This window comes from Coprococcus aceti, from assembly GCF_025567285.1.
Lineage (GTDB): Bacteria > Bacillota > Clostridia > Lachnospirales > Lachnospiraceae > Coprococcus > Coprococcus aceti.
The window spans coordinates 232147-246275 of record NZ_JAOQJT010000001.1 but is presented as its reverse complement, the minus strand read 5'-3'; the positions used below and the strand labels follow the sequence as shown (position 1 = coordinate 246275).

Annotated in this window: 11 protein-coding genes; 10 read left to right on the top strand and 1 reads right to left on the bottom strand. The window is 43.8% G+C overall.

Features of this window, described 5'->3' with window-relative positions; all coding sequences use genetic code 11:
• Nucleotides 1–79: 79 nt before the first annotated feature.
• The 10 genes from proS (at nt 80) to OCV54_RS01110 (ending at nt 12956) form a co-directional block, all read left to right on the top strand.
• A complete protein-coding gene (gene proS, locus OCV54_RS01155) occupies nt 80–1513 on the top strand; it encodes a proline--tRNA ligase (protein WP_022217371.1) in 1434 nt (477 codons plus the stop codon).
• Nucleotides 1514–1604: 91 nt separating this feature from the next.
• The gene (locus OCV54_RS01150; protein ID WP_022217370.1) at nt 1605–2936 is read left to right on the top strand and encodes a CCA tRNA nucleotidyltransferase; all 1332 of its coding nucleotides are present in this window, start codon (nt 1605–1607) and stop codon (nt 2934–2936) included.
• 177 nt (nt 2937–3113) lie between these two features.
• Entirely contained in the window at nt 3114–4106 is a 993-nt protein-coding gene (locus tag OCV54_RS01145) for a protein kinase family protein (RefSeq protein WP_022217369.1), read from the top strand.
• Nucleotides 4107–4259: 153 nt separating this feature from the next.
• Complete coding sequence (locus tag OCV54_RS01140) at nt 4260–6011, top strand: phospho-sugar mutase (RefSeq protein ID WP_055222363.1); 1752 nt, start codon at nt 4260–4262, stop codon at nt 6009–6011.
• 154 nt (nt 6012–6165) lie between these two features.
• Complete coding sequence (locus OCV54_RS01135) at nt 6166–7866, top strand: hypothetical protein (RefSeq protein WP_055222362.1); 1701 nt, start codon at nt 6166–6168, stop codon at nt 7864–7866.
• A complete protein-coding gene (locus OCV54_RS01130) occupies nt 7863–8813 on the top strand; it encodes a glycosyltransferase family 2 protein (RefSeq protein ID WP_015534450.1) in 951 nt (316 codons plus the stop codon). The genes OCV54_RS01135 and OCV54_RS01130 overlap by 4 nt, the downstream gene beginning before the upstream one ends.
• Nucleotides 8814–9006: 193 nt before the next feature.
• Nucleotides 9007–10413, top strand: a complete 1407-nt coding sequence (locus OCV54_RS01125) for a TFIIB-type zinc ribbon-containing protein (RefSeq protein ID WP_055222361.1) — start codon at nt 9007–9009, stop codon at nt 10411–10413.
• Nucleotides 10401–10616, top strand: a complete 216-nt coding sequence (locus OCV54_RS01120; RefSeq protein ID WP_055222360.1) for a hypothetical protein — start codon at nt 10401–10403, stop codon at nt 10614–10616. Before OCV54_RS01125 ends, OCV54_RS01120 begins: the two co-directional genes overlap by 13 nt.
• A gap of 122 nt (nt 10617–10738) precedes the next feature.
• A complete protein-coding gene (locus OCV54_RS01115) occupies nt 10739–11890 on the top strand; it encodes a YIP1 family protein (protein ID WP_015534453.1) in 1152 nt (383 codons plus the stop codon).
• A 142-nt stretch (nt 11891–12032) separates the two neighbouring features.
• Entirely contained in the window at nt 12033–12956 is a 924-nt protein-coding gene (locus OCV54_RS01110) for an AraC family transcriptional regulator (protein ID WP_015534454.1), read from the top strand.
• 95 nt (nt 12957–13051) lie between these two features.
• Here the strand turns inward: OCV54_RS01110 and OCV54_RS01105 are convergent, their stop codons facing one another.
• Complete coding sequence (locus tag OCV54_RS01105; RefSeq protein WP_022217363.1) at nt 13052–13819, bottom strand: YesL family protein; 768 nt, start codon at nt 13817–13819, stop codon at nt 13052–13054.
• Nucleotides 13820–14129 lie beyond the last annotated feature (310 nt).

Below are 14129 nucleotides of genomic sequence, written 5' to 3'. Positions count from 1 at the left end.
TAGATTAAAGAGTGTATGCATTAGGTAGTTCAGCTATGCAGCAGATATAGAATGTTTTAGAATTAAGGAGATAAATAAGATGGCAAACGATAAGAAGATGGTTGAAGCTATTACTTCCATGGATGAAGATTTTGCACAGTGGTATACTGACGTTGTCCTCAAGGCAGGACTTATCGCATATACCAACGTGAAGGGATGTATGGCTATCAAGCCCGCAGGATATGCAATCTGGGAGCTTATACAGAAGCAGCTTGATGAGAGATTCAAGGCTACAGGTGTGGAGAATGTGTACATGCCAATGCTTATTCCAGAGAGCCTTCTTGAGAAGGAGAAGGATCACGTTGAGGGATTTGCACCGGAGGTAGCATGGGTTACATATGGTGGACTCAATCCTCTTACAGAGCGTATGTGTGTAAGACCTACATCAGAGACTCTGTTCTGCGATTTCTACAAGAATGATATCCAGTCATATCGTGATCTGCCAAGGGTATATAATCAGTGGTGTTCAGTAATGCGTTGGGAGAAGGAGACAAGACCTTTCCTTCGTTCAAGAGAATTCCTGTGGCAGGAGGGTCACACAGCTCATGCAACAGCTGAGGAGGCTGAGGCAAGAACAATACAGATGCTGAATCTGTATGCAGACTTCTGTGAGGATGTACTGGCTATGCCTGTTATCCGTGGACAGAAGACAGAGAAGGAGAAGTTCGCAGGAGCAGAGGCAACATACACAATAGAGGCACTTATGCACGATGGCAAGGCGCTCCAGTCAGGAACAAGCCATAACTTCGGAGACGGATTTGCCAAGGCATTTGGAATACAGTTTACAGACAAGGACAACAAGCTCAAGTATGTTCATCAGACATCATGGGGTATGACAACAAGACTTATCGGAGCCATCATCATGGTTCACGGAGACAATTCAGGTCTTGTACTTCCTCCAAAGGTTGCTCCAACTCAGGTCATGATCATTCCTATCATGCAGAAGAAAGCAGGAGTGCTTGAGAAGGCAGCAGAGCTCCGTGAGAAGCTTGGAGCATTCAGAGTAAAGGTCGATGACAGCGACAAGAGCCCAGGCTGGAAGTTCTCAGAGCAGGAGATGAGAGGTATTCCTATCAGAGTTGAGATCGGACCAAAGGATATCGAGGCCAATCAGGCAGTTCTGGTACGCCGTGACACAAGAGAGAAGATCACAGTATCACTTGATGAGATAGATACAAAGGTTGGAGAGCTTCTTGAGACTATCCAGAAGGATATGTTCGAGAGAGCAAAGGCTCACAGAGATTCACATACACATGCAGCGCTTAACTGGGATGAGTTCAAGAATATCATCGACAACGAGCAGGGCTTTGTAAAGGCTATGTGGTGTGGCGAGACAGCTTGTGAGGAGGCTATCAAGGATGAGACAGGAGCATCCACAAGATGTATGCCATTTGCACAGGAGCATCTTTCAGATGTATGTGTACACTGCGGCAAGCCGGCCAAGAAGATGGTATACTTCGGAAGAGCATACTAAAATATAGATAATAATCATGTATAATAACTTCTTCAGCATTTTGCTGGAGAAGTTATTATTTTACAGATATAAAGATGCGGAGAGAAGATATATGAGAATAGACATTCCAGAGGGAGCAAATAAAGTTATAGAGGGTCTTGAGGCAGCAGGCTATGAGGCCTATATAGTCGGCGGCTGCGTGAGAGACAGCATACTCGGAAGAGAGCCGGGGGACTGGGATATCACCACATCTGCCAGACCTGAGCAGGTCAAGGAGATATTCAGGCGAACCGTAGATACAGGAATAGAGCATGGAACCGTAACAGTCATGATGGGCAAGGAAGGCTATGAGGTCACGACGTACAGGATAGATGGAGAGTACAGTGATCACAGGAGACCGGATCAGGTGGAGTTCACAGCCAGCCTTGAGGAGGATCTGAAGAGAAGAGATTTCACCATAAATGCCATGGCGTACAGCCACAGCAAGGGCATAATAGATATGTTTGGCGGTGTGCAGGATCTGAATGACAAGGTTATAAGAGCTGTCGGTGTGGCAAGGGACAGATTCGATGAGGATGCACTTAGGATACTCAGAGCCATAAGATTTGCGGGACAGCTTGGATTTGACATAGAGAGGGATACCCGAAAGGCCATGATCATCCAGGCACAGTACCTCAAGGATATAAGTGCGGAGAGGATCAGGGTGGAGCTCACAAAGCTCCTTGTATCAGATCACCCGGACAAGCTGCTCGAGGCCTATGTTACAGGGATCACTGCATATATCCTTCCTGAATTTGACAAGATGATGGAGCAGCCACAGAACAACCAGTATCACAGATACAATGTGGGTGTACACTCCATTGAGGCGGTTAAGAATATAAGAGCTGACGTCACCATGAGATGGGCGGCGCTTCTCCACGATATAGGCAAGCCATCCACACACACTGTGGACGAGAATGGAACAGATCACTTTTACGACCACCAGATCGCGGGAGTTCCACTGGCGGAGGCGGTTCTCAGAAGACTGAAGTTTGACAACAATACCATCAAGGACGTGTGCAAGCTGGTGAGATGGCATGACTTTGGCATGGGCTGCGTTCCGAAGAAGAATACCATCAGGAAGCTTCTCGGAGAGGTTGGAAAGGATTTCTTCCCATATATAATCGAGATCAAGAAAGCCGATATGGCTGCCCAGAGCGATTACAAGCTGGAGGAGAGACAGAGCCAGCTTGCGGAGCTTGAGAAGAAATATGAAGAGATCGTGGCAGATGCTGACTGCGTCAGGATCAAGGACCTCAAGGTAAATGGCGGAGACCTCATAAAGCTGGGAATAAAGCCGGGACCTCAGATGGGCGAGATACTTCAGAAACTGCTGGATATGGTTATAGAAGACCCGGAGAAGAACGACAGGGAATATCTTATTGAACAGGTCAAAATGATGTAAGGAGTATGTATTTCCCATATCATATAAAAAAGAATTATTGGATGATGCGATAACAGTCGTAAAAAAATCCGGTAAAATATAATAACTTAAGAATGAATCTTAACATCCCCTCATACAATAATTTAGCAGGTTATTATTGCTATAAAGTGAGCGACAGTTGTAGGAGGGGGTTTTTATTTGGCTGAAAAAATGGGTGAAGTGTATGAAGCATACGATATGGAAGTACAGGGAACGGGCAGAGGCAGAGGTGCTGTGATCCTGATGACGGACAAGGGGGTCAGACAGGTGTCATCCCTGAATGGAACTGACGAGAGGCTTCAGCAGGAGAAGGAATTCAAGGATAAGATATATGAAAAGGGCTTCTGTAATATAGACCGGGTCGTGGCCAACAGAGAAGACGAGCTGGTGACCTGCGACAGGTATGGAAATCCATTTGTGTGCAGGGAATATTTCCAAGGGCGGGAGTGTAATGCATCAAGCATAAGGGATCTTGAGAAAGCAGTTATAAATCTGGCGTGGTTTCACAGAGCCGGAAGGGAACTGTACATGGAGGAGAATACGTCATACACAAAAAAAACTCCGGGAAATCTGGACAGAAAGGTAAATGAGCTTCGCAGGATAAGAAATTTTGTCAGCAGGAGAACCCTGAAGAATGACTTTGAGATGCTGTACATAAAGACATTTGATTATTTTTACAGCCAGGCAGAGAAGTGCCTGTCGCTGTTTCAGGATAATTTCACATACAACGACAAATGGCTTGGCTATTGTCACGGCTCGTATAATTATCACAGCGTGATGTTCTGTGATGGGTACATAGCAACCATAAATTTTGACCGGTTCCATGTGGGATACCAGCTCATGGATTTGTACCAGTTTCTCCGCAAAGCCATGGAGAAGAACAGGTATGATATCGCCATGGCGAAGGACATTCTGAGTGCGTACAGTCAGATCAATTATCTTGAACATGAGGATTATGAATTCATATATCTTATGTACAGTTTCCCGGAGAAGTTCTGGAAGATAAGTAACCGGTATATGAACACCAGAAAGAGCTACATATCCCCGGTTTTGATGGAAAAACTCCAAAAAGTTATCGAAGATGACCAAGAAAAGCTCAAAATTTTGAGTGAAATTAACGATACCTATGGACTTCACAAGCTGACAAATTAAGAGTATAATGTTGGGGCGTGGATAATAATCGAGTTAGACACGTGATACTGAATTGTGATGTATTTTACAGATGGTTTTTTCGTGTGTGTGTTTTCCATTTGTAGGATGCTCTATGGGTAACATAAAGCAATAGATTTCACAGGAGGCAAAATGATGAGCGATTATAATTACAAGGACGTGTATGAGCAGTGGGTGAACAATCCTTTGTTTGGTCAGGAAACCAAGGATGAGCTCTTAGCGATCAAGGACGACGAGAAAGAGATAGAAGAAAGATTCTATTGTGATCTTGTATTTGGAACAGCTGGACTTCGAGGCATCATCGGAGCTGGTACTAACAGAATGAACATATATGTAGTGCGCAAGGCTACACAGGGACTTGCAAACTACATCATCAAGGCGGGCAAGCAGGACAAAGGTGTGGCAATAGCTTATGATTCAAGAAGAATGTCACCTGAGTTCTCTATGGAGGCAGCTCTCTGCCTGGCAGCAAATGGCATAAAGGCTTACAGATTCGAGTCACTTAGACCGACACCTGAGCTCTCATTTGCAGTGAGATATCTGGACTGTGTAGCTGGTATCAATGTAACAGCATCACACAACCCACCAGAGTACAATGGATATAAGGTATACTGGGAGGATGGCGCACAGATTACACCACCTCATGACCAGGGAATCATGGCCGAGGTAAAGGCCATCACAGATTTCGCAGATACAAAGACCATGGACATGGTAGAGGCAAAGAAGAAGGGGCTTCTTGTAACTATCGGTTCAGAGGTTGATGACGCATACATAGGCGAGCTCAAGAAGCTCATCCTCAATCAGGATGCAATTGACAAGTATGGCAAGGATATCAAGATCGTGTACACACCACTTCACGGAACAGGCAACATCCCTGTAAGAAGGATTCTCAAGGAGATCGGATTTGAGAATGTGTACGTGGTTCCTGAGCAGGAGCTTCCGGATGGAGAGTTCCCAACAGTTGAGTATCCAAACCCAGAGGCAAAGGAAGCATTTGCACTGGCACTCAAGCTGGCAAAGGAGGTCGATGCAGATCTCGTTCTGGCAACAGACCCTGATGCCGACAGACTCGGATGCTACGCCAAGGATTCCAAGACAGGTGAGTACAAGGTATTCACAGGTAACATGTCAGGAAGCTTACTCTGCGAGTATGAGGTAAGCCAGATGAAGGAGAAGAATGGCAGCCTTCCAGCAGACGGAGCAATCATCAAGACTATCGTTACTACCAACATGGTAGATGCTATAGCAAAGTATTATGGAACAGATCTCATCGAGTGTTTCACAGGTTTCAAGAACATTGGCCGTGAGATCCTCAGATTTGAGCAGACAGGCAAGGGAACATACCTCTTCGGATTCGAGGAGAGCTACGGATGCCTGATCGGAACCCACGCAAGAGACAAGGATGCCGTTGTTGCAACTATGGCTCTCTGTGAGGCAGCAGCTTACTACAGAGGTCAGGGCAAGACTCTCTGGGATGCGATGATGGATATGTACGAGAAGTACGGATATTATGTAGATGATATCAAGACCGTAACACTCAAGGGTGTTGAGGGATCAAAGAAGATCGGACACATCATGAATATCCTCCGTGCAAATGTACCTGAGGAAGTAGCAGGATACAAGACCAGAGTGGTACGTGATTATCGTCTTGAGTATATAAGGAATATCGAGACAGGTGAGGTTAAGCCTACCGGATTCCCGAATGCCAATGTACTCTACTACGAGCTTGAGAACGATGCATGGCTTGCGGTAAGACCATCAGGAACTGAGCCAAAGATCAAGTTCTACTACGGAATCAAGGGTTCATCATACGATGAGGCACAGAAGGAGTCAGCAGCATTTGGTGACAAGGTCATGGATCTTATCTACGATATACTTGAAAAGTAATAAAGAAAAATAATCATAAACAAACGGATTGTTACAGTGACGTATAATATACGGTCACAATGTAGCAGTCCGTTTTTTATTTTAAAATAAATTAAGTATACAAAGGAGGTAAACTGCTCTTATTATATGGGCAAAGACAGTGGGAGAATAGATTATGACAGAGAGTGTAAAGAAAAATAAAGAAATCAGGACAAATCGGTATTTCTGGATCGCATGCATAGTGCTGGTGTTACTGCAGTATGGACTGTGCATCCACTACGGGCTTAAGAGACAGTATCTGTTTTGCGATGAGGTGTACAGCTATGGCCTTGCAAACTCCACGGACAAGACTTTTCTCCATCCGGGAGAGGACAACACGCCACTTGATGAGTGGGTGACGGGGTCATATTTTGAGAACTATATGAATTATAACGATGATTCATTCAACTACAGTGCGGCATACAGAAATCAGGAAAATGATGTCCACCCGCCGGTATATTATATGCTGCTGCATACGGTGTGCTACTTTTTCAAAGGAGCGGGATACAGTGCAGTTCCGGGAATAGTGCTCAACCTCATACTCCTGATATTTGTGGATATTCTTCTGTTGTATGTGGCGGCATATCTGCTTGGAAACAGATGGTATGGACTGATGGCGGCAGCTCTGTGGGGCGTATCATCGGTGGGCATAAGCAACTGTATGCTCATACGGATGTATCTTCTTCAGACCTTGAATGTATTGCTGCTGACGGCGGTTCATGTATATATACTGAGACATAAAAAGAAGATGACCGTGCCGTATTTTATATTGCTGGCACTGGCGGTCATGTTCGGCGGACTCACACACTATTATTTCTACTTCTATGTTGCCGGACTTGGATTGTGTGTATGTATATACCTGCTGTATATGCGAAAGGTAAAGCAGATGTTTGCGTATGGCTTTAGTCTTGTTGCTGGACTTGGTGCGGCAATAGCGGTATTTCCCGCGACGATAAAGCACATATTTGGTTACAGGGGAAGCTATGCTACCGATAATCTGATAGGACTTTCCGGTCACAAATTCTTATATTATATCAGTTATATAAACAGGTCGTATTTTGCAGGACTGCTTCCGCTGATCGTGCTTGTGGCACTGGTGCTCATCGTGGCAAGGATAGTGCTTTCATTTGTGGATATAAAGATATCCTTGGTCAGGGAAAATGATGGATTATCCTACAGAGTATGTATACACAGGAGAGATATAGATGCGGACAGAACAGGAAGGATAGAGTCACGCTCACTGTTATTGGCGGGGGTTATCGTGGCTGACGCCGTTCTTGCATTTGTGGGAATACAGGGGTCCGAGCTTGTAAATGCAAGATATATTTACTCGGCACTTCCTATAGTGGCTGTGTTTATGATATGGTGTATGATGAAGCTGGTTCCAGTAATAACCAGGAAGAGATGTGCAGTTGTAACCGCTGTCATATGCCTGGTATTATGTGCAGGCAGTATAGCTGTAAAGGGTATAGACTGGCAGTACATGGGCTACAGCGACTGGAGCACAGCCTTGGAGGAGATGAAGGGACAGGACTGTATCATACTGTGTCACGGAGATGGCAAATGGAACAACGTGTACGCGGGAATGAACGTATTTTCCCAGATGGGAAGATGCCGGTATGTGTACGAGGATGATATAGACAGCATCGCTGATCTGGTGAAGGACTGCGGCGATGAGATATATGTGGCGGTCATCAATGATCCAAAATTTGAAGAGAAAAAGATACACAAGATGACTGAGAAAATAGCAGAGATAACAAAGTATACAAAGAAATCTATAGAATACAGATTTTCAGGAATACGAATTTATAAATTTAAAGCAGGTGAAACAAAATGAAAAAAGTTAGTTTGATAATTCCATGCTATAACGAAGAGCAGGCTCTTCCGATATTTGCAGGGGAGCTGGACAAGGTGAGACAGGAACTCAGACAGTATGATTTTGAGGTTCTTATGGTAAATGATGGTTCGTCGGATAAGACTCTTGAGACCATGAAAAAGATCTCAGAGGAATACGATTATTTCAAGTATTTGTCATTTTCCAGAAACTTTGGTAAGGAGGCTGCAATGTATGCGGGCTTCTGCAATGCAGATGGGGATTACGTGGCGGTGATGGATGCCGACATGCAGGATCCGCCAAGTCTGCTCCCGGAGATGCTCGGTATACTTGAGCAGGGAGAATATGACAGTGTGGCGACCAGAAGAGTCACCAGAAAGGGCGAGCCGCCGATAAGATCTTGGTTTGCGCGGATGTTCTACAAGATCATCAACAAGATATCCGACGCCGATGTCGTGGATGGCGCCAGGGATTTCAGGCTTATGAAGGCAGAGATGAAGGATGCCATCGTGTCGATGTGCGAGTACAACAGATTTTCCAAGGGAATATTTGGCTGGATCGGGTTCAGGACAAAATGGCTGGAATACGAGAATGTGGAGAGAGTTGCGGGCGAGACGAAGTGGAACTTCTGGAAGCTTTTCAAATACGCACTGGACGGAATAATCAACTTCTCCGAGGCGCCGATGAGTATAGCTTCAGGATTTGGAATATTTTGTACATTTGTCGCATTCGTCATGATGCTGTTCTTCTTCATAAGAAAGCTGGTGTGGGGAGACCCTGTTGCGGGATGGCCGTCACTTGTGTGCATCATACTGTTTGTATCAGGACTCCAGTTCCTGTGCATAGGAATAATGGGTAAATATATCGCCAAGACATATATGGAGACCAAGGGAAGACCACATTATATAATTTCCGACACCAATAAAGACGACGTGAATAAGATAAATTGATAACATTATGAAGCTGTATTGTGATGGAATGGTTATGATACAGCTTTATTTGGATGATAAGACGTTTTATGTAATATTTACATCCGTTACAGGTACATATAGTTGTAATTTGACTACTTGATAGCTTATAATTTAGATGATACTGTTTTAGTCAAATGGGGCTTATGTTTGGTAGACATGGGGGTAACATGCAATGAATCTTACAGTAAAATGTCCATCCTGCGGCGGTGTTGTGGTACTGAATCCCGAGACGAGGCAGCTGCAGTGTACGCAGTGTGATTCGGTGATCAGCAGAGGCATAGGAGAAGAAAACTCTGCCATGGTCAGGAATGAGGATGGAGAGCTTGTAGATAAGAGAAGCTATAAGGCAATTCAGAAGATTGCCAGAATAAAAAGATACATAACTGATGCCACGGATACGATATACACATTGGATGAGATCAATATTGGAAAGGATGATGAATCACCAAGGTATATGGATATGAATCTATATGAATGTACATCCTGTGGTGCAAGACTTATGGTGAAATCCACGGAAACTTCCAGTTTCTGTGCGTATTGCGGGCAGCCGATGATATTGGTTGACAGAGTTAAGGATGAACTGGAGCCGGACCTTATTATTCCATTTGGAATTTCTCAGAAGAGAGCAGAACAGCTTATACGTGACAGGTTCTGTAAGGGGTGGTTTGTTCCGGATGAGATAAAGAAATTTGAGATTGATAAGATACGAGGAATATATATACCATATTGGCTGGCATCTTATCATGTTAGAAAAAAGCTCAAGTATGTATTTCAGGAGAATGAAAAAGGCGAGCGCGTTAGTAATTATGAAAAATGCTTTGGTTCTATAGCAGCAGTTGCACAGAAAACTGCAGACAAAACAGTCACACACAATTGTATGAGAGATTGTGAGTGTACAGTTCCAAGGGTACCTGGTGATGCAACAAGAAGATTGAATGATCACATTTCGGCAAGACTGGAGCCTTATGATTTAGAGAAGGCTTTGACGTTTTCTCCAGAATATCTGTCCGGATTTTACACGGACAGGTACGATGTACCAGCTGCCGAGATCGCAGCCGTTGCAAAGAGAAAGAGCAATGATGCGGTGAAGGAAGAGATGATGAGCGATGTTCCGAAAAACGCCCGGATTACTGAGGAAAAAACGGATATAAAGATGACAGATATCGAGTATGCATTGCTGCCAGCGTGGTTCATGACTTTTCGTTATCAGGGAATACTCTATACCGTGGCGGTGAATGGGCAGACCGGCAAGGTCGTGGGAAATGTCCCATCCAACAGATTTAAGGTTGGGGCATACATAGCAATACTTATGACAGTGATGGTTGTGCTGTGTACATATGTATCTGTATTTGTTGGGGGACTTATGACGGATCTGTATAGGATAAGTGCAGATGTGGGTGATTCAAGTGGAGCTTTTATGGTATTTTCCGCGTATGTGGCCGGAGTTATATATAGTTTGGTGAGCTTCTGGCGTGCGATCAACAAGCTTCACAGATCTAGAATAGATATTCACAGATTCAGAAGCTATGGCACTATAGAATACGTTAAGGAAAGGCAGGATAAGACATGGGTTCGATAGTATTTTTGTATGTTGCAATAGGTATCGTGTGCGGGATATGCTTAACGGTATCCATAGTGATTTCTGCTCTTGTAAGATCCAACAATATTGGACAGAATGAGGAGAAAAAAGCGGAATATGTTGATTATGCCACATTTGTGTATCATGCAAAGTATGACAGCCACAGCCCGATTAACTATTTCGATGGCTATTATAAGGATTGAGTCAGATCCTTCAATATCGCATAGAAGTTTATAGAGCAATGATATGATGACAAAACCAGGGGAATTTGGTATCATATTTTTGATATATTTTCACACAGGGAAAGGAATTGGAGGTAACAGGAATGAACGAGAATCAGGATCAGCAGTTTGGTCAGCCACAGGGAGAACAGCAGGTGGCAGATCAGGCACAGACAAATCAGCAGGCGGCGGAGAACAGCCAGCCACAGGCAGATCAGCAGGCAGCGGCTTACAGCCAGCCGCAGATGAGTCAGCAGGGAGTGTACAATCAGCAAGGCTATGGCCAGCAGATGAACCAGCAGGGTGCATACAATCAACAGGGTTACGGCCAGCAGATGAACCAGCAGGGTGCATACAACCAGCAGGGCTACGGTCAGCAGATGAACCAGCAGATGTATAATCAGCAGGGTTATGGCCAGCAGATGAACCAGGGAGCATACAATCAGCAGGGCTACGGTCAGCAGATGAACCAGCAGATGTATGGTCAGCAGGGCTACGGCCAGCCACAGATGAACCAGCAGATGTACGGCCAGCAGGGCTATGTACAGCCACAGCCGAAGAAGCCATCAGCAGCGGGCAATATGATAAATGATCTTCTCAAGAATGTGATAGGTCTTTTCAAGAGCCCTGCAGATACAGCGGGTGAGATGGTTCAGAGTGACAACATGGTTCCTGGCGGAATACTTGCAGGAGTAAATGCCATCCTCTCACTTATATTTGTAACTGTCGGATTCCTCATAATGGGATTTGACTTTGGCGATTCAATAGCAAAGGGATTCTACATGTTCTTCTTCACTATAATCGCAGCAGTCATCATGACAGCAGCGGTATTTATCGCCGGAGGAATTATATTCAAGGGTGGAATCACATTTGGAAAAGCACTTAACGCCGTTGGTGTATTTGCACTTTATGAGGCAATAGCAATGGTTGCAGGAATCATATTTGAGATCATCTCAGCACTCTTCCACAAGGTTGATTTCCTCAGCGGAATCATCGGAGGCTTTGGATACATACTCTTCCTCGGAATAAGCCTTTGCGGAATCGTGATCGCAGCTCATGCGTTATTCGATAACCTTGAGACAAATGACAACTCAAAGATATTTGCAGTTATCGCTGCTATAGTTATCTCAGTATTCCTCATCACTGTTATAGATAACATCGCAGAAAAGATATTCAGTGACAGCGCAACATGTGCAGAGCAGGTACTCAGCTACTTCAAGAACGCTGCAACAGTATTTGGTTACCGTCACTGGTAAGACATAATTTATAGATATTTTACAGGAAGCAGACAGATCTGAAAATTGACAGGTTTGTCTGCTTTTGTTAAAATATAAAGGTGTTTTTGGTGTTAACTTATATAAAAGGGTGGCAAAGATATGGTAAAGGAAAGGACGGGTTATGGTAAGAAAGGTTGGTTTAACTGACAGTGTTGGTTTTGCTTGTCTGGAAGATCTACAGTTGTCGAACTCCTATATGTGGGGTACCGCAATCAGTCTGGACTATTGTGGCAGAGAGGATTGTATAAAAGGCTGGAAGTTTGGTCCATACGTCAGAGAATCATATGTTATCCATATGGTAAAGAAGGGCAAGGGTACATTTACAATTGCGGGGAAGACTTATGAACTGGGACCTGGACAGGCGTTTATCATCAGACCTGGTGAGGAGACTACTTACAGGGCTGACGATGATGATCCATGGAGCTACATGTGGGTTGGATTTCATGGCTACAGAGCTGAAGATTTTATTGAGGCGATGGGGTATGTAAAGGGCTCACCTATCATCAAGATAGAGCAGATGGATACGTGTGCAGAATGTATCAACAAGATGCTCGAATATTCCCAGATCACACGTATAAACGAGGTGAAGAGAATGAGTGCACTGATGCTTCTCTTTGCAACCATTATGGAGGATAATGCCTCCGATGCGCAGGAATCTGATAACATTGAGTATCCAAGTAAGATATATGTAAAGGCTGCTGTCGACTTCATAACAGAGAAGTACATGAACAAGATCAAGATCGATGACATTGCGGATTTCATAGGAATCAGCAGAAGTCATCTGACAGGAAGCTTCAAGAAGGAGATGGGTGTATCTCCTCAGGAGTATCTTATCAACTTCAGATTGGAGAAAGCTGCAAGTCTTCTCCGGTCATCAAAGGAACAGATCAATATAATCGCATATCAGTGTGGTTATGAGGATTCTCTTTCTTTCTCTAAAGCATTCAAGCAGAAGTTTGGAATGAGTCCTAAGTCATTCAGGAATCTTGAGGTTGAGCTTGAGACGAATGATGCCAAGTTTGGACATGAGGCTTCGAAGCTTTAAGATATAATTGAATCAAAAAATTTGAATTAAGCAAAAGGCGGGTGTGCGATTTGTCGCACATCCGCCTTTGCTGTATTTACGATATACGGTAAAAACTACTGTCTGCCATGATATGAATTGTCAACGATAAGCTTCTTGGTCACCTTTGTGGATTCAGGATTATCCTCATCTGATTCAGATGTCTGGTCATCGCTGTGCATCCATGAAGCAGGATCGTCGTCCGTGTACTTCTTTGTGACCTCATCCAGATATGGGGTGAATGCCTTCAAAAACATGAATGATGATACATATGCTATAAGGCCAAAGCCACATACTATGAACACGAATATACCTACCATGAATACCTGAGTGCTGGATAGCAGAACATATGCAGGCAGAGTGTAGAGAACCATGATCACTATTGTAAATATGAAGTTCTTGGCTGCCAGGTAAATGGACTGCAAGAGAAGGTTCTTCAATGTGTTCTTAAAGGCACTTATGACAGGGAACAGGTAAATTGCGATGAAGCATGTCAATATCATAAGCACGACACTGGTGTAGTACATGAGCTTGTTCTCCTGTGGACCACCCTTGCCAAAAAGGTTGAAATCCAGAGTGAATATAAATGATATAAGAAGGAATAGCAGCCATGAAATCGTTGACTGTTTGAAATTATCCTTGAAGCCTTTGAAGAATAATTTCACTACACCTCCATTTTCGCCTGTCCTCTGCTTCTTTAACAGAGTGAAATACATTGCGCTCATGGAAGCTCCCATGGTGACTATGGGAATACTACACAATATAAATAGAATGTTCACTATTATAATATCGCCGAGCGTTCCAAAAAATCTGGAAAACCAGCCGTCACTGCTGAAAATGTTCATAAAATTCCTCCTGATGTAAAAAGTGATAATATCGTTTGTTTAACTATAGCACAAAAATGTATGCCAATATATAGCGAATTTTACAATTTACCATATGTATTCTACATTTTACCATAAAATAGCACAAAAACAGCGAACTTAACTACTTAAAAATATACATTTGTGACAAAACCCCATGATATTTTGACATTTTTCCATGTAAAAATCTTCACCAAAATTTTATAATTCAATCATAGAAAGCACACAGAACGCCGTAAGGCGAACCGGCAGAACAGGACGCAGAATTCAGGGTATGAAAGAGAATGTGGGT